The sequence below is a fragment of the Luteimonas sp. A611 genome, assembly GCF_054072715.1.
On record NZ_JBSVRP010000003.1, the window covers coordinates 240113 to 265587 of the forward strand.

At 69.4% G+C, this 25475-nt stretch carries 24 protein-coding genes; 10 read left to right on the forward strand and 14 right to left on the reverse strand.

Features of this window, described 5'->3' with window-relative positions:
* Positions 1–40: 40 nt before the first annotated feature.
* The 6 genes from ACW5EG_RS14280 to ACW5EG_RS14305 all read right to left on the reverse strand — a co-directional run bounded on the left by ACW5EG_RS14280 (position 41) and on the right by ACW5EG_RS14305 (position 8178).
* Positions 41–1501 carry an efflux transporter outer membrane subunit gene (locus ACW5EG_RS14280; protein ID WP_457022008.1) on the reverse strand — a complete coding sequence of 487 codons (1461 nt, stop codon included), beginning with the start codon at positions 1499–1501 and terminating at the stop codon, positions 41–43.
* Positions 1495–2226, reverse strand: coding sequence for an SDR family oxidoreductase (locus tag ACW5EG_RS14285; protein ID WP_457019094.1), 732 nt, complete (start codon positions 2224–2226; stop codon positions 1495–1497). The genes ACW5EG_RS14280 and ACW5EG_RS14285 overlap by 7 nt, the downstream gene beginning before the upstream one ends.
* Before the next feature lie 106 nt (positions 2227–2332).
* Entirely contained in the window at positions 2333–5512 is a 3180-nt protein-coding gene (locus tag ACW5EG_RS14290) for an efflux RND transporter permease subunit (RefSeq protein WP_457019095.1), read from the reverse strand.
* Positions 5513–5877: 365 nt separating this feature from the next.
* Entirely contained in the window at positions 5878–7059 is a 1182-nt protein-coding gene (locus tag ACW5EG_RS14295; RefSeq protein ID WP_457019265.1) for an efflux RND transporter periplasmic adaptor subunit, read from the reverse strand.
* A 7-nt stretch (positions 7060–7066) separates the two neighbouring features.
* Positions 7067–7909 (reverse strand): SDR family oxidoreductase, encoded by an 843-nt coding sequence (locus tag ACW5EG_RS14300; RefSeq protein WP_457019097.1) that lies wholly within the window; start codon positions 7907–7909, stop codon positions 7067–7069.
* Positions 7910–7932: 23 nt separating this feature from the next.
* A complete protein-coding gene (locus ACW5EG_RS14305; protein WP_457019098.1) occupies positions 7933–8178 on the reverse strand; it encodes a hypothetical protein in 246 nt (81 codons plus the stop codon).
* 126 nt (positions 8179–8304) lie between these two features.
* Here ACW5EG_RS14305 and ACW5EG_RS14310 point away from each other — a divergent pair, with 126 nt between their 5' ends.
* Positions 8305–9336, forward strand: coding sequence for a LysR substrate-binding domain-containing protein (locus tag ACW5EG_RS14310; protein WP_457019099.1), 1032 nt, complete (start codon positions 8305–8307; stop codon positions 9334–9336).
* A gap of 16 nt (positions 9337–9352) precedes the next feature.
* On the opposite strand, the gene ACW5EG_RS14315 is transcribed toward ACW5EG_RS14310, so the two are convergent.
* Positions 9353–10330 (reverse strand): zinc-binding dehydrogenase, encoded by a 978-nt coding sequence (locus ACW5EG_RS14315; protein WP_457019100.1) that lies wholly within the window; start codon positions 10328–10330, stop codon positions 9353–9355.
* Between the two features lie 127 nt (positions 10331–10457).
* Between ACW5EG_RS14315 and ACW5EG_RS14320 the strand changes: the two genes are divergently transcribed.
* Positions 10458–11654, forward strand: a complete 1197-nt coding sequence (locus ACW5EG_RS14320) for a mechanosensitive ion channel family protein (protein ID WP_457022010.1) — start codon at positions 10458–10460, stop codon at positions 11652–11654.
* A gap of 99 nt (positions 11655–11753) precedes the next feature.
* Positions 11754–12248: a lipocalin family protein gene (locus ACW5EG_RS14325; protein ID WP_457019103.1), complete on the forward strand. Its 495-nt coding sequence runs from the start codon at positions 11754–11756 to the stop codon at positions 12246–12248.
* Positions 12249–12712: 464 nt separating this feature from the next.
* On the opposite strand, the gene ACW5EG_RS14330 is transcribed toward ACW5EG_RS14325, so the two are convergent.
* Positions 12713–13294: a TlpA family protein disulfide reductase gene (locus ACW5EG_RS14330; protein WP_457022012.1), complete on the reverse strand. Its 582-nt coding sequence runs from the start codon at positions 13292–13294 to the stop codon at positions 12713–12715.
* Between the two features lie 361 nt (positions 13295–13655).
* Complete coding sequence (locus ACW5EG_RS14335) at positions 13656–14210, reverse strand: YdeI/OmpD-associated family protein (protein ID WP_457019106.1); 555 nt, start codon at positions 14208–14210, stop codon at positions 13656–13658.
* Positions 14211–14321: 111 nt separating this feature from the next.
* Here ACW5EG_RS14335 and htpG point away from each other — a divergent pair, with 111 nt between their 5' ends.
* Positions 14322–16205 carry a molecular chaperone HtpG gene (gene htpG / locus ACW5EG_RS14340; RefSeq protein ID WP_457019108.1) on the forward strand — a complete coding sequence of 628 codons (1884 nt, stop codon included), beginning with the start codon at positions 14322–14324 and terminating at the stop codon, positions 16203–16205.
* Positions 16206–16475: 270 nt separating this feature from the next.
* On the opposite strand, the gene ACW5EG_RS14345 is transcribed toward htpG, so the two are convergent.
* On the reverse strand, positions 16476–16715 hold the full coding sequence (locus ACW5EG_RS14345) for a hypothetical protein (RefSeq protein ID WP_457022014.1): 240 nt from the start codon (positions 16713–16715) through the stop codon (positions 16476–16478).
* Between the two features lie 153 nt (positions 16716–16868).
* Here ACW5EG_RS14345 and ACW5EG_RS14350 point away from each other — a divergent pair, with 153 nt between their 5' ends.
* From ACW5EG_RS14350 to ACW5EG_RS14365, 4 genes are all read left to right on the forward strand, one after another.
* Complete coding sequence (locus tag ACW5EG_RS14350; protein ID WP_457019111.1) at positions 16869–17324, forward strand: PA2169 family four-helix-bundle protein; 456 nt, start codon at positions 16869–16871, stop codon at positions 17322–17324.
* A gap of 222 nt (positions 17325–17546) precedes the next feature.
* The gene (egtB, locus tag ACW5EG_RS14355; RefSeq protein ID WP_457022016.1) at positions 17547–18860 is read left to right on the forward strand and encodes an ergothioneine biosynthesis protein EgtB; all 1314 of its coding nucleotides are present in this window, start codon (positions 17547–17549) and stop codon (positions 18858–18860) included.
* Positions 18857–19816, forward strand: coding sequence for an L-histidine N(alpha)-methyltransferase (gene egtD, locus ACW5EG_RS14360; RefSeq protein ID WP_457022018.1), 960 nt, complete (start codon positions 18857–18859; stop codon positions 19814–19816). The genes egtB and egtD overlap by 4 nt, the downstream gene beginning before the upstream one ends.
* A 98-nt stretch (positions 19817–19914) precedes the next feature.
* Positions 19915–20466, forward strand: a complete 552-nt coding sequence (locus ACW5EG_RS14365; protein WP_457022020.1) for a DUF6630 family protein — start codon at positions 19915–19917, stop codon at positions 20464–20466.
* A gap of 87 nt (positions 20467–20553) precedes the next feature.
* Here the strand turns inward: ACW5EG_RS14365 and ACW5EG_RS14370 are convergent, their stop codons facing one another.
* From ACW5EG_RS14370 to ACW5EG_RS14385, 4 genes are read right to left on the reverse strand one after another with little or no spacing between them, the layout of a single operon-like run.
* Entirely contained in the window at positions 20554–20931 is a 378-nt protein-coding gene (locus ACW5EG_RS14370; protein WP_457019116.1) for a hypothetical protein, read from the reverse strand.
* A gap of 14 nt (positions 20932–20945) precedes the next feature.
* Positions 20946–21374, reverse strand: a complete 429-nt coding sequence (locus tag ACW5EG_RS14375; protein ID WP_457019117.1) for a hypothetical protein — start codon at positions 21372–21374, stop codon at positions 20946–20948.
* 13 nt (positions 21375–21387) lie between these two features.
* A complete protein-coding gene (locus tag ACW5EG_RS14380) occupies positions 21388–21867 on the reverse strand; it encodes an RES family NAD+ phosphorylase (protein ID WP_457022022.1) in 480 nt (159 codons plus the stop codon).
* The gene (locus ACW5EG_RS14385) at positions 21864–22439 is read right to left on the reverse strand and encodes an antitoxin Xre/MbcA/ParS toxin-binding domain-containing protein (protein WP_457022023.1); all 576 of its coding nucleotides are present in this window, start codon (positions 22437–22439) and stop codon (positions 21864–21866) included. Before ACW5EG_RS14385 ends, ACW5EG_RS14380 begins: the two co-directional genes overlap by 4 nt.
* Before the next feature lie 205 nt (positions 22440–22644).
* On the opposite strand from ACW5EG_RS14385, the gene ACW5EG_RS14390 reads away from it, so the two are divergent.
* Together ACW5EG_RS14390 and dcp are read left to right on the forward strand one after the other, a co-directional pair.
* On the forward strand, positions 22645–23052 hold the full coding sequence (locus tag ACW5EG_RS14390) for a hypothetical protein (protein WP_457019120.1): 408 nt from the start codon (positions 22645–22647) through the stop codon (positions 23050–23052).
* Between the two features lie 262 nt (positions 23053–23314).
* Entirely contained in the window at positions 23315–25468 is a 2154-nt protein-coding gene (dcp, locus tag ACW5EG_RS14395) for a peptidyl-dipeptidase Dcp (RefSeq protein WP_457022025.1), read from the forward strand.
* The last annotated feature ends 7 nt before the right edge of the window (positions 25469–25475 follow it).

Genomic DNA, 25475 nt, shown 5'->3' on the forward strand with positions numbered 1-25475 from the left:
TCTGCAGGCGCGACCCGGCGACCAGGCCATAGCCCGGCGCTCAGCGCCGCCCGGCAATGCGCTCGCGCTCGGGCACCACCTGCGGCCAGCCTCCGGCCAGCGCGCGATACAGCGCCACCGCGCTGCTTGCACTGCGGGTGCGGCCATCGGCGAAGGCATCCTGCGCCTGCAGCTGCACGCGTTCGGCATCGAGCACTTCGAGCAGGCCGGACGCACCGGCCTCGAAGCGCACCCGGGCCAGCTGCGCGGCCTGCGCGGCGTCGATCGCGGCGCGCTCCAGGTGCGCGTCCTCGCTGCGCGCGCGGGCGTGGCGCACCAGTGCGTTCTCGGTGTCCTCCAGCGCCAGCAGCACCGATTGCTGGTAGCGCGCGAGTTCGCCCTCGGCCTCGGCATTGGCCGCGGCAATGCGCGCACGCACGCGGCCGATGTCGAGGAACGACCAGTCGATGCCCAGCGCGACGATGCGCGTTTCGCTGTCGCGTTCGAACAGCGCACTGCCGTCGATTGCCTGGCTGCCGATCAGCCCGCCCAGGGTGAAGCGCGGGAACAGGTCGGCGGTCGCCACGCCGATGCGCGCGGTGGCGGCGTGCAGGCGCGCCTCGGCGGCGGCCACGTCGGGGCGCACGCGCAGCAGTTCGCCGGGGGCACCGGCATCGATGCGCGGCGGCAGGGTCGGCAGCGGCCGCGGCGGCGCGAGGATGGCCACGAGCGCCCCCGGGTCGCGTCCGCTCAGCACCGCCAGCCGGTGCATCGCCACCTGCGCCTGCGCTTCCAGCGCCGGGATCCGGGCCGCGGTGGTTTCCAGCTGGGCGCTGGCCCTGGCGGTATCGAAGTCGGTGCCGGCGCCGGCGTCCAGCCGCGCCTGCACCAGGTCGAAGGTGCGCTGCTGGTTGTCGCGATTGGCGCGGGCGACGCGCAGCCGCTCCTGGGTGCCGCGCAGCTCGACCCAGGTGCGCGCGACCTCGCCGGCGACGGCCACCTGCAGCGCGCGCAGGTCGGCCGCGCTGGCGCTGGCTTCGGCGCTCCCGGCCTCGATGCCGCGGCGCACGCGGCCGAACAGGTCCAGCTCCCAGCCCGCGGCGATGCCGGCATTCCACTGCTCGCCGTCGCGCGCGGCGCGCGGCACGCCCGGCGCCTGGTCGGCGCTGCTGCGCACGTCGGCCGCCTCGCCCTGGGCGGTGATGGTGGGCAGGGCATCGAAGCGGGTCCTGCGCAGCAGGGCGTTGGCGCGGTCCAGGCGCGCCAGCGTGATGCGCAGGTCGTGGTTGGCGTGCAGCGCCTCGTCCACCAGTTGCGCCAGCAGCGGATCGCCCAGGCCCTGCAGGAAGGCATCGTCGAAGGCGGTCAGCGCAGCCGGCGCGGTGGCGGGGCTGTCCGCGGCGAGGTCGCCGGCGCCGAAACGTTCGGGTACGACCACATGCGGCCGCACGTGGTCCGGTCCAACCGCGCATGCAGAAAGCAGCGCGGCAGCCAGCGTGCCCATGACGAGGCGCCTTACCATGGCAGCGTCTCCCCGAGATGGCTGAAGGTGCCGCTCGGACCATCCGCAGCCAGCAGTGCCATCTGCACGCTGCTCTTCGCACCTTCGGTGACATCCAGTTCCGCACCCGGGTTCATCTCGGTCTTCACGTTGCCCGGATGGATCGCATTGACCTTGATGCGGCTGTCGCGCAGTTCGTGCGCGAGCTGGGCCGTCCATGCGTTCACGGCGGTCTTGGACACGCTGTAGGCCGGCACCTTGATGGCGTAGTACACCGACTCCGGATCGGACTGCAGCGCAACCGAACCCAGCACGCTGGATACGTTGACGATCCGCGCCGCCGGCGATTGCTGCAACAGCGGCAGGAAGGCCAGGGTGACCGCGACCAGGCCGAACAGGTTGGTCTCGAAGGTTTCGCGCCACACCCCGAGCGACTGCTGCGACGGCGACTTGTCCCAGTCGTCGAGCGCGATGCCGGCGTTGTTGACCAGGATGTCGAGCCGGCCGTGCCGGCGCTCCACCTCGGCCACGGCCGCCGCGATGCTGGCTTCGTCGCTGACGTCAAGCGCGATCGCCTCCACCGGCAGGCCCTGCGACTGCAGGGCCAATGCGGCTTCGACGGCCCGCTCGCGATTGCGGCCGGCCAGCAGGGTGTGCACGCCGGACTGGGCAAGCTGGCGCACGGTCTCCAGGCCGATGCCGCGGGTGGCGCCGGTGACCAGGGCGATGCGGGAAGTGGTGTTCATCTGTGTTGTCCTTGGCTTGGGGAATGGCAGGCCGCGGGGGGCCGCGGCGTCGTATCAGTGTTGGACCCGGCCCGCGCATGGCGCACCGGATCCGGACATCAATGGCTCATGCGTCGATCCGCGCAGCCATCGGCGCGGCGTGCGCTGGCGCATGCGAGACCAGCGGCTTGTTGGCCAGCTTGCGCAGGGCGACATAGAACACCGGCGTCAGGAACAGGCCGAAGATGGTGACGCCGAGCATGCCTGCGAACACCGTGACGCCGGTGATCGAACGCACCTCCGCGCCCGCGCCGCTGGACAGCACCAGCGGCACCGTGCCGGCGATGAAGGCCACCGAGGTCATCACGATCGGGCGCAGGCGCAGGCGGCTGGCTTCCAGGGCGGATTCGACGATGCCCTTGCCCTGCATCTCCAGCTCGCGGGCGAACTCGACGATCAGGATCGCGTTCTTGCACGCCAGCCCCATCAGCACCACCAGGCCGACCTGCACGAAGACGTTGTTGTCGCCGCCGGCCAGCCACACGCCGAACAGTGCGGACAGGATGGTCATCGGCACGATCAGGATCACCGCCAGCGGCAGGGTCCAGCTTTCGTACAGCGCGGCGAGCACCAGGAAGGCCAGCAGCACCGCCAGCGGGAACACCACCAGCGCCGCGCCGCCCTGGCTGGCCTGCTGGTAGCTCAGGTCGCTCCAGCCGATGTCCATCCCGGTCGGCAGCGCCTGCTGCGCCAGTTCGGTCACCCTGGCCATCGCCTCGCCCGAGGACAGCACGCGGGGGTCGGCCTCGCCCATCAGGTCGGCGGCGGGATAGCCGTTGAAGCGGATCACAGGATCGGGGCCATAGGTCTGGTGCACGCTCACCATCGCGCCGATCGGCACCATGTCGCCGGCGGCATTGCGCGTGCGCAGGTTGCCGATGTCCTCGACCTGGTCGCGGAATTGCCCGTCGGCCTGCGCGATCACCTGCCAGGTGCGGCCGAACATGTTGAAGTCGTTGACGTAGGCCGAGCCGAGGTAGGTCTGCAGGGTGTCGAACAGCTCGGTCAGCGGCACGCCCTGGGCCTTGGCCTTGACCCGGTCGACCTCCGCATCGAGCTGCGGCACGTTGGCCTGGTAGCTGGTGATCGGATAGCCCAGCCCCGGCGTCTGCGCGGCCGCGCCCTGGAAGGCCTGCACCGCGTCCTGCAGCGCGCCGTATCCCAACCGGGTGCGGTCCTCGACGAACAGCGACCAGCCCGATCCGTTGCCCAGCCCCTGGATCGGCGGCGGCATGAAGGCGAAGGTGAAGCCTTCCTGGATCGCGCCAAGCTTCTGGTTGAGCTCGGCGGAAATCTCCTCGGCGCTGCGCGAGCGCTCGGAGAACGGCGCCAGGGTGAAGAACACCACGCCGTTGTTGGGGGTGTTGGTGAACTGCAGCGGGTTGAGGCCCGGGAACGCGATCTCGTGCTCGATGCCGTCGATCTCCATGGCGATCTGCGCCATCTTCTTCATCACCGTATCGGTGCGCTCGATCGAGGCGCCCTCCGGCATCTTGACCCCGGCGATCAGATACAGCTTGTCCTGCACCGGAATGAAGCCTGCCGGCACCACCTTGAACATCAGCGCCGCGCCCGCCAGCAGCACCAGGTAGACCACGAACACCGCGCCGCGCCGCCCCAGCGCACGCGCCACCGAGCTCTCGTAGCGCTGCGAGCTGCGGTTGAAGAAGCGGTTGAAGGGACGGAAGATCCAGCCGAACAGTCGGTCGATCACGCGCGAGGGCGCATCCTTTTCGGCGCCATGCGGCTTGAGCAGTTTGGCCGCCAGCGCCGGGGAGAGCGTCAGCGAGTTGATCGCCGAGATCACGGTCGAGATCGCGATGGTGACCGCGAACTGCTTGTAGAACTGGCCGGTCACGCCGTCCAGGAAGGCCATCGGCACGAATACCGCGCACAGCACCAGGGCGATGGCGATAATCGGCCCGGACACCTCTTTCATCGCCAGGTGCGCGGCTTCAAGCGGCGTCGCTCCGAGTTCGATGTGCCGTTCGACGTTCTCCACCACCACGATCGCGTCGTCGACCACGATGCCGATCGCCAGCACCAGCCCGAACAGGGTCAGCGTGTTGATCGAATAGCCCAGCAGGTGCAGCACCGCGAACGTGCCCACGATGGACACCGGCACCGCCAGCAGCGGGATGATCGAGGCACGCCAGGTCTGCAGGAACAGGATCACCACCAGCACCACCAGCGCGGTGGCCTCGAGCAGGGTGGTGATCACCGACCGGATCGAATCGCGCACGAACACCGTTGTGTCGTAGATCGACTGGATCTCCACGCCCGGCGGCAGGCTCGGACGCAGCTCGTCCATCTTCGCCACCACCGAATCGCGGATCTCCAGCGCGTTCGCGCCCGGTGCCTGGAAGATGCCGATCGCCGCGGCGTTCTTGCCGTCCAGGCGCGCGCGCAGGGTGTAGTCGCCGGCGGCCAGCTCGATGCGGGCGACGTCGCGCAGGCGCACGATCTCGCCGCCGGCGCCGGCCTCCAGCACGATGTCGCCGAATTCCTCGACGCTTTCCAGACGGCCGCGGGCATTGATCGGCAGCAGGAAATCACTGCCGTTGGCCATCGGCTCGGCGCCAAGCTGGCCGGCCGAGACCTGCACGTTCTGCTCGCGCACCGCGCGCAGCACGTCGCCGGCGGTGAGTCCGCGCGAGGCGACCTTGTCCGGATCCAGCCACAGCCGCATCGCGTAGTCGCCGCCGCCGAACAGCTGCGCGTCGCCGACACCGTCGATGCGCGAGAGTTCGTCGCGCACGTGCAGGCGCATGTAGTTGCGCAGGTACAGCGAGTCGTAGCGGCCATCCTCCGATGTCAGGTGCACCACCATCAGGAACACCGGCGACTGCTTCTGCGTGGTCACGCCCTGGCGGCGCACGTCTTCGGGCAGCCGCGCCAGCGCCTGCGAGACGCGGTTCTGCACCTTGACCGTGGCCTCGTCCGGATCGGTGCCGGGCTTGAAGGTGACGGTGAGCTGCAGCACGCCGTCGGAGCCGGCGACGGACTTCACGTACATCATGTCCTCGACGCCAGTGATGGCTTCCTCCAGCGGCGTGGCCACCGTTTCGGCGATCACCTTGGGGTTGGCGCCGGGATAGACCGTGCGCACCACCACCGAGGGCGGCACCACTTCGGGGTACTCGCCGATCGGCAGCAGCGGGATCGCGATCAGGCCAGCGGCGAAGATCACGATCGACAGCACGGCGGCGAAGATCGGGCGATCGATGAAGAATCTGGAGAAGTCCATGGGGCGTGTCCTTGCGGCGGGGCCGCGACCGCCGCGCGGAGCGCGGCCTTGGTTGGAAAAACCGGTCCGGCGGCCTTCCCTGGGGAGGGGATCGGGAAGACCGCCAGCCGGACGGGCCGAGGGGAACGGCCCGGGGAACGGGGTACTGCATGCGCAGTAGCGTCTGCTCCTCCCTCTGTCCGCACAGCGGACGGGGGAGGTTGGGAGGGGGGCGCTTTTGCCTTTCGTTGAAGCGCAGAGCACCCCCACCCCGGTCCGTCCGGTCCGGCGCAGCGCGCCGGTCGTTCGGGCAGCCTGCACGGCATGCCGTGCAAGCAGGCTTCCCTCACCCCCCGCTGCGCGGAGGAGGGAGTGAAAAGCAGTGACTAGCGGGTGCTTGCCACGCTTTCGGCGGCCGCCTTCGGCGCCTCCATCGCCACCTGCGTCGCTGCCACCGGCATGCCCGGCATGAACACCTTCTGCAGGCCGTTGACGATCACTTTGTCTTCCGGCTCCAGGCCCGACTGCACCACGCGCAGGCCGTCGACCACGCGACCGAGCACCACGTCGCGGCGCTGCGCGGTGTCGCCCTCGCCCAGCACGTAGACGTACTTGCGGTCCTGGTCGGTCATCACCGCCTTGTCGTCGACCAGCAGCGCGTCGAACCTGGCGCCGCCCTCGAGCTGGACGCGCGCAAACATCCCGGGCGTAAACAGCCCGTCGGGATTGCGCAGCACCGCGCGCGCGCGGATCGTGCCGGTGGCCGGATCGACGCGGTTGTCGACGAAGTCGACCGTGCCCGCATGCGGATAGCCATCCTCGCCGGCCAGGCCGACGCGGACCGCACTGTCCGAACCGGCGCGCTCACCGTCGCGCGCCGCGCGGCTGTAGCGCAGCCAGGTCTGCTCGTCGGCCTCGAAGTACACGTGCACCGGATCGTGCGAGACCACCGTGGTCAACAGGGTGGCGTCGGCCTGGGCGAGGTTGCCGACCGTCACCATCGCGCGACCGGCGCGGCCGTCGATCGGCGATCGCACCTGGGTGAACTGCAGGTCCAGCTGCGCCGCGGCGACCGCGGCCTCGGCGGCACGCACCGACGCATTGCCCTGGGCGGTGGCGGCATTGCGCGTCTCGAACTCTTCCCGCGAGATCGCACGCGCCTCCACCAGCGCCTGTGCGCGCACGTTCTGCGCGCTGGCCAGCTTGGCTTCGCTGCGCGCCCGCTCCAGCTCGGCCTGGGCGCGATCGAGCGCGGCGCGGTAGGGGCGCGGATCGATCTCGAACAGCAGGTCGCCCTTGCCCAGCACCTGCCCTTCGTCGTAGGCCACGCGATGCACGTAGCCGCTCACGCGCGGGCGCAATTCGACGGTCTCCACCGCGCTGAGGCGGCCGGTGAAGTCGTCCCATTGCTGCACCGGCCTGGCGATGACCTGGGCGACGCTGACCTCGGGCGCGGGCGGCGCGCCGTCGCCGGGCGAGGCGTTGCTGCTGCAGGCCACGGCAAGCGCGGCGGCAAGCAGGACGGGGACCAGGCGCATGCCGTGCAGGCGGCGGGCGGCGGCGATCATGTGGCGATCAGCGGTGTTCATCGTGGAAGCTTCCTGGAGACGTGGGGAATTCAATGGCGCCGAGCAGTGCGCGCGCGGCGCGCAGGTCGCGTGCGGGCAGCACGTCGGCGGGACTGGCCGCATGCGCGCGCTGGCGTCTTGCCGGCGACGATGCAGTGGATGCCGCTGCGCTGGCGATGACGCCGGAGGCAGGCGACGCGGCGTAGTCGACGATCGGCGCGGGGCAGCTGCGGCGCGCGGCCTCGAGCATGGCCAGCGCGCGATGCCCGAGTGCAACGGCTTCGGTCGCGGCCTTCGCGCCGAGCGGCGCGTCCATCGACAGCAGCTGTACGCGCTGTCCCTGGCGCCCGGCTTCGTCGTGCAGCACGCGCGCCATCATCCGCAGCGCGGCGGCCGCGATCGAACAGTGGCCGTAGCCGGCCCAGGGATAGCGCCCGCCGGGCCCGCCGACCAGCACGTAGCCGGCGCTGTCGTCAGCCAGCAGCGGCAGCAGGTGGCGGGCGGCGAACAGGTGCGGCAGCAGGTCCTGGTCGAGCGTGCGCTGCAGCACCTCGGCCGGCTCGTCCATCAGCCGGCCGCAGGGATGCACGCCGGCGAGGCTGGCGATCACCCCGTCGATCCGGATATGCAGCGCGCGCAACCGCAGCGCAAGCACGGCGGCATCGGCATCGCTGCCGATGGCCGCGTCGATCGCGATGAGCCGCGCCTGCGCCCGGCCAGCCAGCAACGCGTGGCGCGCGCCTTCGTCCATGCCGACCGCGACCACGGCGCGGCCCGAATCCAGCGCCGCCTCGACCACGCCGGCACCAACGGTACCGCCGGCGCCCAGCACGACCAGGGCGCGGGCCATTGTCCCGGAATCGATTATCCCGCTCACGGGAATGTTCCTCCCGCGATCGGGATATTCCTGGCCGTACGGGCCGCCACGAACACCCGGTCGACCAGCCCCAGCAGGGCCGGCAGCAGGACCAGGGTGAGCGCTGCACCGAGCACCCAACTCCAGCCACGACCAATCGCAAGCCATTGATCGATAACAAGAGAGCTCAATGCGAGCAGGTCGACGGCCAGCAGCATCAGGAGGCTGGCGTGGGACAGGTGGCGGCGCGGCGCGGCGTGCATGGCGGCGGTCCATCAGCGGGGATGGCGCACATCCTGCGCTTCGAATCAGGACTTGATTAGTCCGCAATTAAGGGAATAATTGTCCAGCAGGTGGGCCAATCAACCGATGTAACGCAGGAGACGGCAATGACGCACGATCTCAACGACACCCTGATCTTCGTCAAGGTGGTCGAGCACGGCAGTTTCGTGGGTGCGGCGAAATCGCTGCGTCTTCCCAAGACCACGGTCAGCCGCAAGGTGCAGGAGCTTGAATCGCGCCTGGGCGCGCAGCTGCTCCATCGCACCACGCGCAAGCTGGGGCTGACCGAGGCCGGCAACGTGTACTTCGAGCACTCGCAGCGGATCGCGCGCGACCTCAACGAGGCCGAGAGCGCGGTCAACCAGCTGCAGGCTGGCCCGCGCGGATGGCTGCGGTTCACCGCGCCGTACTCCATCGGGATCGACAAGATCGCGCCGCTGCTGGGCGAGTTCCACATGCGCCATCCGGAAGTGCGCGTGGAGATGATCCTGTCGAACGAACCGCTGGACATGATCGCCGGCGAGATCGACGTCGCGCTGCGGCTCGGCCCACTGCCCGATTCGAGCTTCGTCGCGCGCCGGCTCGGCACGCTGCACACGCAGGTCTACGCCGGCAACGCCTACATCGAGCGCTACGGCGAGCCGCTGCATCCGGACGAGCTGCAGTACCACCGCACGCTGGCGATGCCCAAGCATCGCCACGGCCAGGGCTATGCGTGGACGCTGGACGACGGCAACGGCCGCCAGCAGTTCCCGATCAACCCGATCCTGGTGGTCAACGACCCGGCCGCGCTCAAGGGCGCGCTGCTGTGCGGCGAAGGCCTGATCATCGGCGCCGACGTCATGGTCAAGCCGGCGGTCGAGCACGGTGCGGTCAAGCGCGTGCTGGCCGGCTGGACCGGCGGCGACTACGAGTTCAACGCGGTGTTCCCGCGCGGGCACGGCCAGTCACCCAAGGTGCGCGCCTTCGTCGATTTCCTGCTCGAGCGGCTCAACCTCGAGATCGACTACATGTCCGAACACTGCCCGCTGATGGCGGCGCGCTGCGGCAGCGTGCATGCGGCGGGCGCGGAAGCGGCAGAACAGGCCGAGAACATCGCCACCGGCAAGCGCATTCTCGAAACGGTGACCGCCGGATAGGCGGGCATCGCGCGACTCAACCGCGCAACAACACCTTGCCGGCCCGACCCGGGCGCTGGCTTGCGGCAGCGGCTTCGGCGGCCTGCCCCAGCCCGTAGATGCCGTCCACGGGCAGGCGCAGTTCGCCGCTGGCCGCGCGCTGCACCAGTTCGGCCAGCAGCGCCCGCTTGTGCGCGGCGGGCATCTCGCGGCTGGTCTTGCTGCCCCAGAAGCCCTTGACCACGAGGTGGCGAAAGATCATGTCGCCGGATGGAATGACCATCGGCTCGCCGCCCATCGAGCCGAACGACACCAGCACGCCCTCGTCGCCAAGCAGCGCAACCAGTTCGGCGCTGGCCTGGCCACCGATCGAATCCACCGCCGCACGCGCGCGGCCCTTGCCCAGCAGCGCCCTTGCCGCGTCACGCCAATCCCCGCTTGCGGTGCACACCACGTTGTCGATGCCCAGCGAGGCCATCTCCTCGACGCCGGTTTCGCGCCGCACCAGGCTCAACACGTGGACGCCGCGCGCGGCCCCCAGCATCGCCAGCGTCTTGCCGACCGCGCCGTTGGCCGCGTTCTGCACGATCCACTGGCCGGGCTCCACGACCAGGAACTCGAGCAGCATCAGCGCACTGAGCGGCATCGCCACCAGCTGCGCGGCCAGTTCGTCTTCGATCGCATCGGGGATCGGCACCAGCATGCGCGAGGAGGCCACGAAATACTCCGCCCACGTCCCGTGGCCGGAGGCGGCGGTCACGCGCTGGCCGACCGCGATGCCGTCGACACCTTCTCCCAGCGCATCGACCACGCCGAATCCTTCGCTGCCGCCGATGGCAGGCAGCTCCGGCTTCCAGCCGTACTGGCCGCGGACGGTGATCAGGTCGTGGTTGTGGATCGGCGCCAGGCGCATGCGCACGCGCACCTCGCCGGGTCCGGGCTCGGGCACGGGACTGTCGTTCGCGACGAGGACCTGGGCCGGATCGCCAAAGTCGTGGTGCATGACGCTGCGCATGGCGTCTGTCTCCTCGTGACGGTGCGTCACGCTAGCGCAGCGCGGCGCGCAATGCGAACGACGCGCGTTCGACGCCTTGTATACGGCACGTGTGCGAGCCTGCGCGATTGCCGTGACTGGAGGAGTGATGATGTCCGACTGGCAATTGGCCATCGCGGTTGTGTGGCCACTGCTGGTGGCGCTGCTGCTGGGCCTGGTGGTGCGCCTGGTGCTGCTTGGCATCGCGCGGCGCGCGCGCAGGCACGTCGATACGCACACATTCGCGCGCGTGGTACGGGTGATCGTCGTGCCCGCGGCTGTTGCGTTGCCGCTGCTGTTCCTGGCGATCGCGATCCGGTACACGCCGCTGCCGGGCGAGGCCATCGCGGGGCTGCAGCACTGGCTCGGCATCGGCGTGCTGCTGTGCGCGGTCTGGCTTGCGGTGCGCGCGGTCGATGCACTGCAGGCGCGGATCCTGCGCGAACACCCGGTCGACATCGAGGACAACCTCGCCGCGCGCCGCATCCAGACGCAGACGCGGGTGATCGCACGCGTGATCCAGGGCGCGATCATCCTGGTCGGCGTGGCGCTGGCGCTGATGACGTTCCCGGCGATCCGGCAGATCGGCGCCACCCTGCTGGCCTCGGCCGGCATCATCGGCCTGGTTGCCGGCATCGCCGCCAAACCGGTGTTCGGCAACCTCATCGCCGGCCTGCAGATCGCGCTGGCACAGCCGATCCGGCTCGACGACGTGGTGATCGTGGAAGGCGAGTGGGGCCGCATCGAGGAGATCACCAGCACCTACGTGGTGGTGCGGGTCTGGGACGAACGCCGCCTGGTGGTGCCACTGCAGTGGTTCATCGAGAACCCGTTCCAGAACTGGACGCGCACCAGCGCGCAGCTGCTGGGCACCGCCTTCCTGTGGCTGGATTACCGCACGCCGATGGCGGACGTACGCGCCGAGCTGCAGCGCATCTGCGAGGACGACGCGCGCTGGGACGGCCGCGTGTGCGTGGCCCAGGTCACCGAAACCAGCGAGCACACCATCCAGGTGCGCCTGCTGGTCAGCGCAGGCAACTCGGGCGAGCTGTTCGACCTGCGCTGCGTGGTGCGCGAGCGCATGATCGCCTACCTCGAGCGCTGTCATCCGCAGGCGCTGCCGCGCCTGCGCGCCGACCTGTCGCGCGAGGATCGCGCGGTACCGCAGCCGTCCGGTGCGCCGGGACCGGACGCCTCGGATACAACATCACCCGGCGCCGAGGCAGGGCTGGACGAGCTTGCTGCCGCGGAAGCGGCCGAAACCGCTGCAGGCGCCGAAGCAGCGCGGTCACCGGCGGGCGACTGAACCCGCTCGGCGCGTGCCCGATCGGCGGCGCGACGGATGCTTCACCGCCCCGGGCCTATACCTGCCGCTGCCTGCCAACCGTCTCAACAAGGATCCCCCATGGCCGACCAAGCCGAACTGCGCACTGTCGCCAGCGTCGACATCGCCCGCTACATGGGCACCTGGTACGAGATCGCGCGCCTGCCCATGCGCCACGAACCGGAAGACGGCACCGACGTTTCGGCGACCTACACGCTCGAAGGGGATGGCTCGGTGGAGGTGCGCAACCGGATGCGCCGCGACGGCAAGGTGGAGGAGGCGGTGGGCCGCGCCACGGCCGTCGACGACACCGCCAGCAAGCTGGAGGTCACCTTCCTGCCGGAAGGGCTGCGCTGGATTCCCTTCACCAAGGGCGACTACTGGATCATCGCGCTTGATCCGGCCTACACCGTCGCGCTGGTCGGCAGCCCCGACCGCAAGTACCTGTGGCTGCTGGCGCGCGAGCCCGCGCTCGACGAAGTGACGCGCAACCACTACTGCGCCATCGCACGCCAGCAGGGCTTCGACCTCGGCCCGCTGATCCACACCCCGCACACCGGCCAGCCGACGGCCTGAGCGCGCAGGGTCGCGTGCAGCCGCGCGGATCAGCCTGCGCGCGGCCCGCGCGCAAATCCCATCCACCCTGCATCCGCCACGCGTTCGGCCACGTTCACCGCGCGATCCGCCTGTAGGAGCGGCTTCAGCCGCGAACAGTCGATCAGCATCGTGGATGCCCATGCCTATGCCGCCACTTGCCCAGCGCGCGACAGCAGGACACCGGAAAGCCTCCGCATCGCTCGCGGCTGAAGCCGCTCCTACAGGAGTTGCGGGGCGTGTGCGCAGCCGCAAGCTCGCCAGGGCGCCGAAGGTGCGGGGGAAATGGATTCCCGCTTGCACGGGAACGGTGGAACAGAGGGACGTGTCGCGCTCGCGCTGGATTGACCGAACCCGGCTGCGCGCTTCGCCCGCACCGACATGAGGTCCGGCACGCGCGTATCGCGTACCGGCACCGACCAGGCCAGGGCCACTGCGGCCGGGCTTCAGGCGCCGCCGGCTGCCGACGCCTGCGGCGCCACGACATCATCGTCGGCCGGCGCCACCGGTCGTGGATCGGGCTCGGCCAGCAGCTCGTTGAGGATCGCGATCGTCTGCGCCGCGGACTCTTCCGAGTAGCCGCCGCGCACTGCGGCCAGATCACCGGCCTTGTCGAAGATGAGCATGTACGGCACGCCGTCCACGCCAAAGACGTCGGAGAGCGCGCCATCGCTGTCGTGGGTCCAGGTCACCGGCGATTTGCGCAGCGTGCGACGGATCCTGCGGTAGTCGGACGCGGGCTCCTGGTAGTTCACCACCACCACGCGCAGCCGCGCGGGGCCGACCGCGTCCTGGACATGCTCGAGCAGCGGGAACTGCCTGCGGCAGTAGCCGCACCATGACGCCCAGAAGCTCACCACCATCACCTTGCCGCGATGCTCGCTGATGCGGATCTGCTCGCCTTCCGGGGTCGTGCCGAGCAGGTCGACCGGCGACGGCTCGCCGATGACCGGCGCGGCCTGGACCAGGCTCGCGAAACACAGCACCAGCAAGGCCGCGGCCTTCCGGAGCATCCCGTATGTACGCATCCCCCTTCCCCCTGCGCGTCCCGCGCCGGCACAACATCCGCTGCAGGCGACGCGCCGTCAAGCGGGCGGCGGGGTCATTGTCATTGCGACCGCAGGAAGGGATCCGGCTCCGCGGCAAGGACCCTGTCATTTCGACGCAGGGAGAATTCTGCTGCCGATTGTCATTTCGACCGCAGGGAAGAAGCTGCTGTCAATTGTCATTTCGACCGCAGGGAGAAATCTGCTGCCGGTCGATGCGTTGCCGAGATTTCTCCCTGCGGTCGAAATGACAGGAGATGTTGGCGATGGCATGCGGCGGCCTGGCGACCGGCGGCCTGGCGACCGGCAACCTGCCACCGGCACACGCGGGCGTTGTGGGCTGCTACTCCGCCGCCACCGGCGCCGCCATCGACTTGCTGTACATGCCCGAACGATCGAAGCAGCAGGCGCGGCGCTGGCCGGAGGCGAGCTTGTCGCAGGCGGTGGCGATGCGCTTGATCCGGGTCTCGGCCTTCTTGCCCGAGCTGATCCAGTGGATCCAGTCGCGGCGCGCCACCGCGCTGATGTCGTCCCAGGTGGCGCGCGCGGCGGGGTGTCCGGCCAGCGCCTTGCGCAGGTCCGGCGGCAGCTTTGGTTCGGGTTCCTGCGCCACCGGCGTGAGTACCAGCGGCACCGTGTCGCCCGCCTCGACGCCGGCCGCCTCGCGCAGCTCGCGTTCGACCTTTAGCCAATGGCTGCCCTGCCCGTCGGGCTCCAGCGTGGCCTGGAACGGTTCTCCGGCCAGCTCGCCCTCGACGCTGACCATGCTGCGCGTAGGCAGTTTCGCGCTTGCCGCCGCCGGCAGCACCAGGAAGGTCCAGCTGGCGTTCGCCGGCGTGGCCGGGCGCAGCAGCCTGGCCTTGCAGCGCACAGTGGGCCTGGCGGTTGACTGGGGCATGCGCGGACGATAATCCCCTCCCCGCGGTTCGACAAGAGACCAGCCTGCGCTTGAATTCGCCGCCATCGCACGCATATCCCGCCCCTGCATGGCCAAGCGAGGGAGCCCTCCATGAACACCACCACTGAGACGCGCAAGTTCGAAGCCGAGGTTGCCCAGGTCCTGCACCTGGTGACGCACTCGCTGTATTCGCACAAGGAAATCTTCCTGCGCGAGCTGATCTCCAATGCTTCGGACGCCTGCGACAAGCTGCGCTTCGAGTCCATCGCCACGCCCGACCTGCTGGCCGGCGAAGCCGAGCTGCGCATCGACGTGAGCTGGGACAAGGACGCGCGCACGATCACCATCCACGACACCGGCATCGGCATGAGCCGCGACGAGGTGGTGGCCAACATCGGCAGCATCGCCAGCTCCGGGACGCGCCGCTTCCTGGAGGCCATGGGCAGCGAACAGAAGGCCGACGCGCGCATGATCGGCCAGTTCGGCGTGGGCTTCTACTCGGCCTTCGTGGTCGCCGACCGCGTCACCGTGCTTACCCGCCGCGCCGGCGATCCGGCCGAGGCGGGCGTGCGCTGGGAGAGCGACGGCCGCGGCGAGTACACGCTCGAAGCGGCGGCGCTCGCGCAGCGCGGCACGACCGTCACCCTGCATCTGAAGGAGGGCGAGGACGAGTTCCTCGACGGCTGGAAGCTGCGTTCGCTGGTGCGCAAGTATTCCGACCACGTCGCCTTCCCGATCCGCATGCCCAAGGATCCAGAGGCGTCGGGCGAGGACAACGACGACGCGCCCGGCTGGGAAACGTGCAATGACGCCTCGGCGCTGTGGACGCGCCCGAAGTCGGAGATCAGCGACGAGGAATACCAGAACTTCTATCGGGCGCTCGGCCACGACTTCAACGACGCCGCGGCCTGGTCGCACAACCGCGTCGAAGGCAGCCAGAGCTTCACCACCCTGCTCTACATCCCCTCGCAGGCGCCCTTCGACCAGATGATGGGCGGGCGCGACGAGCGCAAGGGGCTCAAGCTCTACATCAAGCGCGTCTTCATCATGGATGCCGCCGAGGAGCTGCTGCCCAACTACCTGCGCTTCGTGCGCGGCGTGGTCGATGCCGACGACCTGCCGCTCAACGTCAGCCGCGAGATCCTGCAGCACAATCGCCAGCTCGAGCGCATCAAGGGCGCCTGCGTGAAGCGCGTGCTGGACCTGATCGAGAAGCTCGCGCGCGACGAGCCCGAGAAGTTCGCCGCCTTCCTCAAGGCCTTCGGCAATACGCTCAAGGAAGGCATCGTCGAGGACCACGGCAACCGCGAGCGCATCGCCAAGCTGCTGCGGTTCGCCTCGACCAAGGGCGATGGCGAGGCGCGCAGCGTGTCGCTGGACGATTACGTCGCGCGCATGGGCGAGGGCCAGGACGCGATCTGGTACGTCACCGCGGACGGCTATCGCGCCGCCGTGGGCAGCCCGCAGCTGGAGGGCTTTCGCGCACGCGACATCGAAGTGCTGCTGATGTCGGACCGCATCGACGAGTGGATGCTCGGCCACCTGCGCGAGTACGACGGCAAGCCGCTCAAGCACATCGCAAAGGGCGAGCTGCCGCTGGACGAGGCGGAAAAGGCCCAGCAGGAGGAAGCCACGCAGGCCGCGGCGCCGCTGCTGGAGCGGATCAAGTCGCTGCTTGCTGACCAAGTGGACGCGGTGCGCGTGTCGGCGCGGCTGACCGATTCGCCTTCATGCCTGGCCCTGTCGGAATGGGAGATGGCGCCGCACCTGGCGCACCTGCTGCGCGAGGCCGGCCAGGACGTGCCCGAGCAGAAGCCGACGCTGGAGATCAACCCGCAGCACGCGCTGGTGCGCAGGCTGCTGGGCGAACACGACGACGCGCGCGCGGGAGATATGGCCAACCTGCTGCTGGAGCAGGCGCAGCTGGCCGCGGGTGCACCGCTGGCGGATCCGGCGGCATTCGTGCAGCGGATGAACCGGTTGCTGGCGGGCTGAGGCCAGGCAGGCAACCATTCTGCCCGGGGGCGCTGCGGTGGCCCGGGCTACGGGGCTTCGGCCTGCCCCCACCCCAACCCTCCCCCGCAGGCGGGGGAGGGAGCAAAGCCGGTGCGCTGTTGCTTCCGCTGCACGCGCGCCAACGCAGCAACGCCGATGACCGGGACTCCCTCCCGCCTCCGCCCCGTCCGGCTGCGCACCCGTTGCGCCAGCGTGGCCGGGCCGTTGAGCGTCCTGTCCAACTGCGTGGGTCCGGTCCACTGCGCGCGTTCAGTCCAGCCGCTCCGCGTAATCGTCACGGACGTGCTGGTTGATATAGGTGTTCAGCCCCTCCCCGGAATCGGCCAGGCGCTGCATCTCCATCACCTGCAGCGCCCCGGGGTGGCGATCGTCGTAGCGGTAGGTACCGCCGCGGTGGAAGCGGATGATGATCCAGCCCGGCCCGCACTCGTAGGCGGCCACTCCGGACTCGTCCGCCGACTTGTAGCGCTTCACGGCCTTTGCCCTCACTTGGGCTGCCGACGTTCGCAGCGGTGTGCGCACGACCACGTGAAGCCGAGCGGGGATGTACGACGTGAACGCGAAATGGCAGCCACGTTCAGATTGCACGCTCGCTTCATCGCGACACATGGAAAGTAGGTCCCACTTTCCAGGAGACAGCCGATGAACACCGACAAGAAGATCCAGCACAGCCTCAACGACCTGATCGAGATTGCGCGCGACGGCAGCGACTTCTATACCGAGGCCGCCGGCAAGGTCGACAACGCCGAACTCGCCGCCCTGTTCCAGCAGATGGCCGGGCACAAGCGCGACATCGTCGCGGGCCTGACCGCAGACGTGGCCGCGGTCGGCGGCGACCCGGCCGACCACGGCACGATGGTGGGCTCGATGCGGCAGGTGTACGCCAAGGCACGCGCCGCGATGGGCAATACCGACTACGCCTACGTCGCCGAACTCGAGGAACTCGAGGACCGCCTGATGCACGCGTTCCAGGACACCGTCAAGGACAGCGACACGCCGGCCGCGGCCAAGGCCGCCGCGCAGAAGTACATGCCGCGCGTGGTCGAGTGTCACGACATCATGCGCAACCGCAAGATGGCGCTGAAGAACGCCAGCTGACGCGCACCGCGGCATGACGCGGCACGCTCTGGGCCCCGGCAATGCCGGGGCCTTTTTTGTGCGGAAGCCCGGCGAGGTGAACCGACGAGCGACCGCAGCCGTGAAGCCGGTCGGCCTGGCACTGCTGTAGGAGCGGCTTCAGCCGCGAACGGGCGCGCAGTATCGACGACTCTCCCGGCGCCTCCACCTGGACGTAAACCCGCCGGTGCTAGGCTCCGGGCCATGCCGATCCCACAGGCCAGCAGCGCGCCCGCGACGACCATGGCCGACGCCATGCCGGGCCTGCGCGCCCTGTATGCGGAGGTCCGCGATCGCACGCGCGCGCTGGCCGCGCCCCTGAGCGCGGAGGACGCGCAGCTGCAGTCCATGCCCGACGCCAGCCCGGCCAAGTGGCACCTGGCGCACACCACCTGGTTCTTCGCGCGCTTCGTGCTTGAAGACCAGTCAATCATTCCCGACGGCTGGGACGTGTTGTTCAACAGCTACTACGTCGGCGCCGGCGAACGGCGTCCACGCACGCAGCGCGGCCTGCTCTCGCGCCCGTCGCTGGACGGGGTACTGGCCTGGCGCGAGCAGGTGGATGCGCGCGTGCTGCGCAGCATCGATGACGCGCGGTTCGCCCCGGCGCAGCGCCAGGTGCTGCTGATGGGTCTGCACCACGAGCAGCAGCACCAGGAGCTGCTGTTGACCGATATCAAGCACGCGCTGTGGTGCAACCCGTTGGCGCCCGCCTACCGCGGCGATCTGCCGATCAGCCACGGCCCGACCGCGACCGCGGATGCGTCAACGCACTGGCTGCGCTGCGACGAAGCCATCATCGAGATCGGCGCGCCACGCTGGCCCGACGCCGGCGCCGGCTTCGCCTACGACAACGAGACCCCGCGCCACCGCGTGCTGCTGCCCGCGCACGCGATCGCGCAGCGACCCGTGTCCAACGCCGACTACGCCGCCTTCATCGCCGACGGCGGCTACACCACGCCCACCCTGTGGCTCAGCGATGGCTGGGACCGGCTCGAACGCGAACGCTGGCGCCGCCCCCTGTACTGGCACGAGGACGGCGCGCGCGAGTTCACCCTCGCCGGCTGGCGCGAGCGCGAGCCGCACGCGCCCGTCTGCCACCTCAGCCACTACGAAGCCGACGCCTATGCGCGCTGGGCTGGCGCACGCTTGCCCACCGAAACCGAATGGGAAGCGGCCGCGGCCGCGTGCGCCGTCGATGGCAACTTCGCCGACGGCGCCGCGCCGCTGCATCCGGTCGCGCGCCGCCCCGCAGCCGCCGCAGCCGACGCGCCGCAGGACCTGTTCGGCAACGTCTGGGAATGGACCTCCAGCGCCTACGCGCCCTATCCGGGCTTCCGTCCGCTTTCCGGCACCCTGGGCGAGTACAACGGCAAGTTCATGAGCGGCCAGCTGGTCCTGCGCGGCGGCAGCTGCGCCACCCCGCGTGGCCACGCGCGCGCCAGCTACCGCAACTTCTTCCCGCCGCACGCGCGCTGGCAGTTCTCCGGGCTGCGCCTGGCCAGGGACCTCGATTGAACAGCCCCGAACTCACCGACCTGCATCCCAGCACCGACGACATCGCCGGCGACGTGCTGCGCGGGCTTGCGCTCGCGCCCAAGCGCCTGCCGTCGAAGTACTTCTACGACCAGCGCGGCTCGGAGCTGTTCGAGGCCATCACCCGCCAGCCCGAGTACTACCTCACCCGCGTCGAGCTGGCCCTGCTGTCCGACCGCGGCGCCGACATCGCCGCCGCCGTAGGCCCGCGCGTGCACGTGGTGGAACCGGGCAGCGGCAGCGGCCGCAAGACCCGCCTGCTGCTCGACGCGCTCGACGACCCGGTGGCCTACACGCCCATCGACATCTCGCGCAGCGCGCTCACCGCCAGCGCCGGGCGCCTGGACCGCGAGTTCGGCGACGTCGAGGTGCTGCCGGTGCTGGCCGACTTCACCCGGCCCGTGCCCTTGCCCACGCCCGCGCGCCCGGCCGACTCGGCGCTGGTGTTCTTCCCCGGCTCGACCCTGGGCAACTTCACCCGCGACGAATCGGTGCGCCTACTGTCCGCGATGCGCGCCACCATGGGCGAAGGCGGCGCCGCCCTGCTGGGCCTGGACCTGGAGAAGGACCCGGCCATCGTCGAGGCCGCCTACAACGACGCCGCCGGCATCACCGCCGAGTTCACCCTCAACCTGCTGCGCCGCCTCAACCGCGACGTGGGCAGCGACTTCGACCTCGACGCCTTTGCGCACCGCGCCCGCTATGTGGCCGACGAAGGCCGTATCGTCACCACGCTGATGAGCCTGCGCGACCAGGTGGTGACCGTCGAAGGCCACCGCTTCCACTTCGTGGTTGGCGAGCAGATGCACGTGGAGCAGAGCCAGAAGTACACCGACGCGCGCATCGCCTCGCTGGCCGCCGAAGCCGGGCTGCGGGTGGTGGACGGATGGAACGATGCGCGGGACTGGTTCGGGTTGCGATTGCTGCGGGTTGGGTAAGCGTGGCGCGCAGGCATTAGCATGCGCGCTGCGAGACCCGGCTCCTGCCGGATCCGACAGACTTTTCATCACCACAGACCACAGCGGATACGCACACAATGACCCTCCCCGACCATGAATTCGATCCGGACGACAACTACACGGGCGACGCCGAACGCGCCGAGATCGACGAAGACGCCAGCGCCGAGGCGCTGGTCTGGCAACTGCTGCTGATCATCAACCCCGGCGACGAGGACGCGGCGCTGCAGCAGTTCGGCGCGTTCCAGGAGGCGCTCGACGGCGGCGACGCCGAGGACATCGACGCGGTGTGGCTGCTCAAGGACGTGATCGACTGGAAGTCCGGCTTCTACATCGAAGAGACCGAGACCGGCGCCCTGATCGACTGCATCGTCGAGCTTGCCGCGCGCTTCAACCTCAGCATCGACTGGGGCGTGGAGGACCCGACGGACGAGTCCTTCCTGGCGCGCGTGTCGACCGACGGGATTCTCGAGACCGCGTACGACCAGCTGCGCCTCGACGGCTACACGCTGTGGACCTGGGAGACCGGAACCGAGTCGCGCGCGGGATGGATGACTCTGTCCAGCGACGATGAGGCGATGCGGGTGCTCGCCCCCGCGCTGGGAATCGACGTGCGGCCTGCCGACGTGTGATCCGCCGGCGGGTGACGTCGCGCCAGCGTCGATCGATGACATGCGCCCCGGAGCGGGTGCCCCGCGCGTGCCGCCGGATCGCGGCCCTCAACGCGCCTGCAGACGCAGGCGCTCCAGCGCTTGCGTCGCCTTGCCCTCTCCCAGTTCCGCGGCCATCTCCAGCCACGAGATCGCTGCAGCGTGGTCGCCGTTCTCCACGTGCATGAGCCCGGCGTTGTAGGCGCCAGTGGCGCTGCCCATCGTGGCCGCGCGTTCGAACCAGCGCAGCGCCTCCGCCGGACACAGCAGCAGGACGTCATGGCTGATGCCCGCTTGCACCAGGCCCTCAACCATGCCCATGGCTGCGAACTGAGCCCCGAACTGCCCGAGCGCGCCAGGCACCAGCGCCATCATCACGTCCTCGCCCTTGGCCACGGTGTAGGGCCCGGTCTTCCAGATTGAAGCGGCCTGGTGCGTGGTCCGCATTCCGCCGGCAGGCGTCAGCCAGAGGAAGCCGTCGCTGCCGTCAACCGGAAGGCCATCCAGCGCCGCAGACAGCCTGCGCGCCAGCGTCTCCGCGCCGCCGTCCACGATCCCACCAGGTGCACGCGCCGGTCGCTGTCCGGGCGCGCGGCGCGGATCGCAGCAGCGAGTTCCTCCACGGTCAGGATCCGTCCCTCGGCGTCGTACATGCGCCACGGACTGGTCTGCAGCCCGACAGTGAAGACATCGGGGATGTCCAGCGCCTCGAGCGCCTCGAACACCGCCTGCGCGCCCGGCACGCATGCGTCATCTTCGTTAGCGGGATCGCACTGCGGGACCGACAGTGTCCCGGTCAGCGTCGGGGCATCGCCGCAGGCATGACCAAGGCCCGGCAGCAACGCCAGTGCCAAGGCCAGCGCGCGGTATCGGAATGGGTGTCTGCTCATCGCCTCGTTCTTCCTAACGATTGCCGCGGAAAAGAAGGTTGTACTGGAATCGTCTGGTCGCGCGCGCCGTGATCTGCTGCGAGTCGGGATGTCGCGCATTGATCATGACGATCGGCTCCTCGGGTACGATGACCGACGGCAGCTCGATGATCGCGTGGCGGTTCGCCGTGTACCAGGCCGAACCAGCGTCGACCGAGACGATCCCGTGCGGGATGGCGTCCCAGCCGGCAGGAAGATCGTCTGCAGTGAGTGCCAGGCGCTTGAGCCAGACACCATCCGGCACCTCGATCTCGATAACGTACTTGTTGAGTGGCAGGCCACTGTCATCAATGTGCGCAGCGGTCTCGAGTGTGGCCATCGCGAGGGTGGGTGCCGCGTAGATCACCATCTCGCCGGGTTTGTTCCAACGGCCGGGCGAGTGCGCGGCACCCGCCCCCGTCATGTCATCCGGCCGCCAGGTGGGGCCGGTGGACGCGATGCGCGCCAGCTTCACTGATAGGCGCCGCTTTGGATCGCCCCCAGGACCCGCATCACCGATTCCCGGCCGGACGGGGTGTCCATCAGCTCGGCCGGGGTCATGCCGCCCAACGCGGGTTGAGGCCGCTGGATCCAGCCGCCCACCCACTTCTCCACGTCGAAATCTGCCGCTTCGGGGTTGTCCTGCTCGGCTGCGAGCATGTCTTCGACGCGGTTGAGCAGGTCCATGAAGCCGACCACCGATTGCCCGGTTGCACCAGCGAACTGCTGTTGCTCGCGCATCTTCTTGGTGAATGTCGCTTTGGGGATTCCGACGTAGACCTGGAAATCGGTGCTGCTTACGCCGATCTGGTCGATGAGCGCTTTGACGACCTTGGATGGGACGCCTTCGCGCTCGATCCGGATACGTTCGGTCAGCGGCGCCGTGCGAAGCAGAGTGCGGAACGCTTTGACTGGCGGGCGCTGCTTCGCGCTCTTCGCCGACGCCGCATCGCGCACCGAAAACGCCGCCTTCTTGCCTTGCCCGATGGTGGTCCCGGCCCGCTTGGGGGCTGGCCTCGGCGCTTGCTTGGGGATGGGCTCGCTCATGATCGACTCCGGCTGAGACTATATCTGCTCCCACTGTAGCGCATTTATGCCCTGCTTGGCGGGTGGCGATGTGCCTGCCCGCGATCACCCGGGCTGATACGTCGCAGATCCGGGCGATGGACCACTTCAGCAGCAGCGCGCTCATGGCGCCTCGCCCTTGGCCTCGCCATGCTGTTGGTCCCGCCTTGCCATGGAGCCCGGTTCGATGGCCCTGCTGTTCGCGTCGCTGCTGATCGGTCTGGCCTGGGGACTCGGCGCGCTGCAGCTGTGGCCGCGCACGCGCTGGGTCGGCGACGTGCTGCCGTGGCTGGGGGGCGCGCTGGCGCTGGCGGTCGGGGCGTGGGTGGTGCTGGACATCGCCGGGATGCTGTTGCCGCTTGGGGACTGGCAGTCGCCATCGACCGGGCAGGCCGTGCACCGCCTGTTCGGCGAGGGCACGCTGGCGATGCGCCGCACGGACTGGGCGTGGCTCAACCGGGCCGCGAATGTCTATCTGAATCTCGACGTCGCCTGGACGCTGCTGGCACTGTGCCTGGCATTGCTGCACGGGTTGGTGTTCTGGGCCGGCGTGGCCGAGCGCGTGCGGCAGGCGCGGGTGCGTGGCACGCGATGAAGCCTTGGGCATGCCGGCGCAGTAGGCGGCGCGGCGCGCTGGCAACTGTGTCCATCGAAGCTGCCCGGCACGCTGATAGCCGCGGGCACGGGCACGCGTAACGCGCGGCGACCCGCGCCGGCCCGCGACGACCGCGGCGGCGAAGAAATCACCGCCCTTGCCACCAAGTTCAGCCCCCTGCCAATCGGCACCTCCCGCAGCGGCCGCCGCGGGCGCATCCTGAGCGGCCACCCTTGTCCTGCCCCCACCGGAGCCCCCATCCATGTTGCGTACCCTGCTGCTGTCTTCCGCGATCGCGCTCGCCCTGGGCGCCTGCGACCGCACCCCCACCGAGTCGCCGATGCCGAACACCGCCACCGCACCCGCCGCGCCTACACAGGGCGAGAACCCGCTCCTCGCCGCCAGCACCCTGGCCTTCCAGGCGCCGGTGTTCGACCGCATCCAGGACGCCCACTACCAGCCGGCGATCGAGGAAGGCATGCGCCAGCACCTGGCCGAGGTGCGCAAGATCGCCGACAACACCGAGGCGCCGGACTTCGCCAACACGATCGAAGCGCTCGAGCGCAGCGGCGACCTTCTGACGCGTGCCGCCTCGATCTTCTTCGCCATGACCTCGGCGCACACCAATGAGGCCTTGCAGGCCGCCGAACAGGCGCTGGCGCCGAAGCTGGCCGAGCACACCGACGCCATCCACCTCGATCCCAAGCTGTTCGCGCGCGTGAAGAGCCTGCACGACCAGCGCGCGCAGCTCGGCCTCAACCCCGAGCAGCTCACCGTGCTTGAACACAGCTTCGACAACTTCGTCCGCGCCGGCGCCGAACTCGATGCCGAAAGCCAGGCCGAGCTGCGCAAGCTCAACAGCGAAGAGTCCTCGCTGACCACCACCTTCTCCAACAAGCTGCTGGCCGCGACCAAGGCCGGCGGCGTACTGGTGGACGATGTCGCCAAGCTCGATGGTCTCGACGATGCGGCGATCGCTGCCGCCGCCGAAGCCGCCAAGGCCGATGGCCACGAGGGCCAGTGGCTGCTGGTGCTGCAGAACACCACCCAGCAGCCGGTGCTCGCCTCGCTCAAGGACCGCGGCCTGCGCGAGCAGGTCATGGCGGCCTCGCTCGAGCGCGCGCAGAAGGGCGACGACAACGACACCCGCGCCAGCATCCAGCGCCTGGCCGAGCTGCGCGCGCGCAAGGCCGAGCTGCTGGGCTACCCCAGCTACGCCGCTTACAGCATTGCCGACCAGATGGCAGGTACGCCCGAGGTGGCGCTGAAGCTGCTGACCGACACCGTGCCCGCCGCCACCGCACGCGCACGCGCCGAACTGGCGAAGATCCAGGCCGTGGTCGACACCCAGGGCGGCGGCTTCCAGGCCGGCGCCGCCGACTGGGACTTCTACGCCGAGCAGGTGCGCAAGGCCGAATACGATCTCGACGAAGCGCAGATCAAGCCCTACTTCGAACTCGACCGCGTGCTCAAGGACGGCGTGTTCTTCGCCGCCGAACAGCTCTACGGCATCACCGCGAAAGAACGCACCGACCTGCCGCTCTACCACCCCGACGTGCGCGTGTTCGACATCTTCGACGCCGACGGCACCCAGCTGGCGCTGTTCTACCTCGACCCGTTCCAGCGCGAGAGCAAGCAGGGCGGCGCCTGGATGGGCAACTTCGTCGAGCAGAACGGCCTGACCGGCGATATCCCGGTGATCTACAACGTCTCGAACTTCACCAAGCCCGCGGACGGCCAGCCGGCGCTGCTGAGCTGGGACGACACCACCACGCTGTTCCACGAGTACGGCCACGCACTGCACGGCATCTTCTCGAACACCACGTATCCGAGCGTGGCGGGCACCAACGTGCCGCGCGACTTCGTCGAGTTTCCCTCGCAGTTCAACGAACACTGGGCGCTCGACCCGAAGGTGTTTGCCAACTACGCCAAGCACTACCAGACCGGCGAGCCGATGCCGCAGGCGCTGGTGGAGAAGATCGTGCGCGCCCGCACCTTCAACCAGGGCTACGCGACCACCGAGTACCTGTCCGCTGCACTGCTGGACATGGCCTGGCACACGCTACCCGCGGGCGATGCGAAGAAGGACGTGGACGCGTTCGAGCGCGAGGCGCTGGCGAAGTACAAGGTCGACCTGGCGGCGGTACCGCCGCGCTACCGCACCAACTATTTCAGCCACATCTGGGGCGGCGGCTACGCGGCGGGCTACTACGCCTACTTCGGCGCGGAAGTGCTCGACCACGACGCGTTCCAGTGGTTCCGCGAGAACGGCGGACTGACGCGCGAGAACGGACAGGTGTTCCGCGACAAGATCCTCTCCATCGGCCACTCGCGCGACCTCGCGGCGGCGTATCGCGAGTTCCGGGGCAAGGAGCCGAGTGTGGAGCCGCTGCTGGAGCATCGCGGGCTGAAGTAAACCGAGA

Coding starts and splice junctions, on each gene's coding strand:
- ACW5EG_RS14370 (WP_457019116.1), bottom strand. CDS start 20,931: ATGCGGACCACGCACCAGGCCGCTTCAATCTGGAAGACCGGGCCCTAC.
- egtB (WP_457022016.1), top strand. CDS start 17,547: ATGCCGATCCCACAGGCCAGCAGCGCGCCCGCGACGACCATGGCCGAC.
- ACW5EG_RS14320 (WP_457022010.1), top strand. CDS start 10,458: ATGATGTCCGACTGGCAATTGGCCATCGCGGTTGTGTGGCCACTGCTG.
- ACW5EG_RS14365 (WP_457022020.1), top strand. CDS start 19,915: ATGACCCTCCCCGACCATGAATTCGATCCGGACGACAACTACACGGGC.
- dcp (WP_457022025.1), top strand. CDS start 23,315: ATGTTGCGTACCCTGCTGCTGTCTTCCGCGATCGCGCTCGCCCTGGGC.
- ACW5EG_RS14310 (WP_457019099.1), top strand. CDS start 8,305: ATGACGCACGATCTCAACGACACCCTGATCTTCGTCAAGGTGGTCGAG.
- ACW5EG_RS14385 (WP_457022023.1), bottom strand. CDS start 22,439: ATGAGCGAGCCCATCCCCAAGCAAGCGCCGAGGCCAGCCCCCAAGCGG.
- ACW5EG_RS14335 (WP_457019106.1), bottom strand. CDS start 14,210: ATGCCCCAGTCAACCGCCAGGCCCACTGTGCGCTGCAAGGCCAGGCTG.
- ACW5EG_RS14285 (WP_457019094.1), bottom strand. CDS start 2,226: ATGAACACCACTTCCCGCATCGCCCTGGTCACCGGCGCCACCCGCGGC.
- ACW5EG_RS14290 (WP_457019095.1), bottom strand. CDS start 5,512: ATGGACTTCTCCAGATTCTTCATCGATCGCCCGATCTTCGCCGCCGTG.
- htpG (WP_457019108.1), top strand. CDS start 14,322: ATGAACACCACCACTGAGACGCGCAAGTTCGAAGCCGAGGTTGCCCAG.
- ACW5EG_RS14375 (WP_457019117.1), bottom strand. CDS start 21,374: ATGAGCAGACACCCATTCCGATACCGCGCGCTGGCCTTGGCACTGGCG.
- ACW5EG_RS14325 (WP_457019103.1), top strand. CDS start 11,754: ATGGCCGACCAAGCCGAACTGCGCACTGTCGCCAGCGTCGACATCGCC.
- ACW5EG_RS14350 (WP_457019111.1), top strand. CDS start 16,869: ATGAACACCGACAAGAAGATCCAGCACAGCCTCAACGACCTGATCGAG.
- ACW5EG_RS14300 (WP_457019097.1), bottom strand. CDS start 7,909: ATGGCCCGCGCCCTGGTCGTGCTGGGCGCCGGCGGTACCGTTGGTGCC.
- ACW5EG_RS14330 (WP_457022012.1), bottom strand. CDS start 13,294: ATGCGTACATACGGGATGCTCCGGAAGGCCGCGGCCTTGCTGGTGCTG.
- ACW5EG_RS14315 (WP_457019100.1), bottom strand. CDS start 10,330: ATGCGCAGCGTCATGCACCACGACTTTGGCGATCCGGCCCAGGTCCTC.
- ACW5EG_RS14305 (WP_457019098.1), bottom strand. CDS start 8,178: ATGCACGCCGCGCCGCGCCGCCACCTGTCCCACGCCAGCCTCCTGATG.
- ACW5EG_RS14295 (WP_457019265.1), bottom strand. CDS start 7,059: ATGATCGCCGCCGCCCGCCGCCTGCACGGCATGCGCCTGGTCCCCGTC.
- ACW5EG_RS14390 (WP_457019120.1), top strand. CDS start 22,645: ATGGCCCTGCTGTTCGCGTCGCTGCTGATCGGTCTGGCCTGGGGACTC.
- ACW5EG_RS14280 (WP_457022008.1), bottom strand. CDS start 1,501: ATGGTAAGGCGCCTCGTCATGGGCACGCTGGCTGCCGCGCTGCTTTCT.